Annotated in this window: 3 protein-coding genes; all 3 read left to right on the top strand. The window is 74.7% G+C overall.

What is annotated here, in order from left to right; genetic code table 11:
- Positions 1-90 precede the first annotated feature (90 nt).
- Positions 91-624, top strand: coding sequence for an NADH-quinone oxidoreductase subunit J (locus AB0I76_RS28120; RefSeq protein ID WP_357041612.1), 534 nt, complete (start codon positions 91-93; stop codon positions 622-624).
- Positions 621-968, top strand: a complete 348-nt coding sequence (gene nuoK, locus AB0I76_RS28115; RefSeq protein WP_357041609.1) for an NADH-quinone oxidoreductase subunit NuoK — start codon at positions 621-623, stop codon at positions 966-968. Before AB0I76_RS28120 ends, nuoK begins: the two co-directional genes overlap by 4 nt.
- A partial coding sequence (locus AB0I76_RS28110) for an NADH-quinone oxidoreductase subunit L (RefSeq protein ID WP_357041606.1) occupies positions 965-2,252 on the top strand: 1,288 nt, incomplete at its 3' end. The genes nuoK and AB0I76_RS28110, both read left to right, overlap by 4 nt.

The raw sequence follows: 2,252 nt of genomic DNA, 5'->3' as shown, positions 1-2,252 counted from the left end.
ACGAGCGCGCGACCCACCCGTACACCCAGGCTCTGCTCTCCGCCGTGCCCGTGCCGGACCCGGAGACGGGGCCGGGGAAGGCACGGCGCCGTGACCGGTGCGGACGTGCTGCTCCTGGCCCTCGGAGCGGTGGCGGTGGGGTCGGGTGTGCTGGTGGTGGGCACGCGGCACCTGGTGCGGGCCGGCCTGTACCTGGTGGTCTGCCTGGGCGCGCTCGCCGGGATGTACCTGGTGCTCACCGCCGAGCTGGTGGCCTGGGTGCAGGTGCTGATCTACGTCGGGGCGGTGGTGGTGCTCCTGCTCTTCGCGGTGATGCTCACCCGGGCCCCGATCGGCGCCTCCGACGACCTGGACCGGCCGGGCTGGCCGGCCGCCCTGATCGGTGGCGGCAGCGGTCTGGGGCTGGCCGCACTGCTGGTCGACGCGTACCGCTGGACGGCCGTGGACCTGCCGGAGGCGGGCACGGCGGAGCGGCTGGGCGAACAGATCTTCCGGAGCTGGGTGCTTCCGTTCGAGGTGCTGTCGGTGCTGCTGCTGTCCGCGCTGGTCGGGGCGATCGTCCTGTCCCGACCGGACATCGGTCGCCGGGACGCCGCCGGCCACGACGAGGGGGCGGCCCGGTGAGGCCGGTCATCCCGTACGTCACCGCCGCGCTGCTGTTCGGCCTCGGCGTGTACGGCGTGCTGCGCCGCCGCAACGCGGTGCTGGTGCTGATGGCCGTGGAGCTGATGCTCAACGCGGTCAACCTGATCCTGGTCACCGCCGACACCACCGTGCGGGCGCAGCTACCGCACGGCGGGCAGGTCTTCGCGCTGTTCGTGATCGTGCTGGCCGCCGCCGAGATCGGGGTGGGCCTGGCGATCGTGCTCCAGCTCTACCGGCTGCGGGCCAGCGTCGCGGTGGACGAGGTGCCGCTGGCCGAGGAGCCGGTGCCGGCCGGGGACCCCACCGGGGTGGTGGCCCGGTGAGCACGACGACGCTGCTCGGCGCTCTGCTGCCGACCGTACCGCTGGTCGTCGGTCTGGTCGGCCTGCTGCTGCCGCCGGACGGGGGTGTCGGTCGGGAGCCGGCCCGGCGGGTGGCGGTCGGTCTCGGCGTGGCCGGCGCGGCGGGTGCGCTGCTGGTCGCGCTCGCCCTGCTGGTGACCCTCGACGGGCCGGCCGAGGCGTCCACGACCTGGGTGGACCTGGGCGGGTTGACGGTCACCCTCGGGGTCCGGCTGGACGGTGCCGCCGCGCTGGTGGCCGTCGCGGTGACGACGGTGGCGCTGGCCGTGCAGATCTACTCGGTCGGCTACCTGCGGCGCGGCCCGCACGACGACGTCGACACCGACCACCGCTACCCGCCGTACGCGGCGCAGATCAGCCTCTTCACCGCCGCGATGCTGCTCGTGGTGGTCTCCGGGGACCTGATCCTGCTGCTGGTCGGCTGGGAGGTGATGGGTCTCTGCTCGTACCTGCTCATCGCCCACGACCGGCGGCTGCCCGAGGCGCCCGCGGCGGCGGTGAAGGCGTTCCTGGTGACCCGGGTCGGCGACGTGGGTTTCCTGCTCGGCATCGCCCTGCTCGGGGTGAGCGCCGGCAGCTTCCGGATCGCCGACGTCCTCGCCCACGACCACGCGAGCGGCACGCTCACGGCGGCCTGCCTGCTGCTGCTGGCCGGCGTCGCCGGCAAGAGCGCGCAGTTCCCGCTGCACACCTGGCTGCCGGACGCGATGGCCGGCCCGACCCCCATCTCCGCGCTGATCCACGCGGCCACGATGGTGGCGGCCGGCGTGTACGCGGTCACCCGGCTCTGGCCACTGTTCGAGGCCGCCCCGGCCGCGCTCGCCGTGCTCGGCGTCCTGGCGTCGGTCACCCTGCTGCTGGGGGCGCTGGCCGCCACCGCCCAGGACGACCTCAAGCGGGTGCTGGCCTGGTCGACTGTCTCCCAGATCGGGTACATGACCGGCGCGCTCGCCGTCGGGTCCCCGCCGGCCGCGCTGTTCCACCTGCTCACCCACGCCGCGTTCAAGGCGCTGTTGTTCCTCGCCGCCGGAGCGGTGATCCACGCGGTGGGCACCACGCTGACGTCCCGGATGGGCGGGCTGCGGCACACCATGCCGGTGACGTTCTGGTGCACGGTGGTCGGTCTCGGCGCGCTGGCCGGCGTACCGCCGCTGTCCGGCTTCTGGAGCAAGGACGGCGTGCTCGCCGCCGCCGAGGACGCCGCCCTGCACGGCGCCGGGCCGGCGCCGGCCTGGGTGGGCTGGC

The sequence above is a fragment of the Micromonospora sp. NPDC049799 genome (genome assembly GCF_040656655.1).
Lineage (GTDB): Bacteria > Actinomycetota > Actinomycetes > Mycobacteriales > Micromonosporaceae > Micromonospora.
Note: the sequence above shows the minus strand (reverse complement) of the source record. Positions and strands in the feature narration are given on the sequence as shown.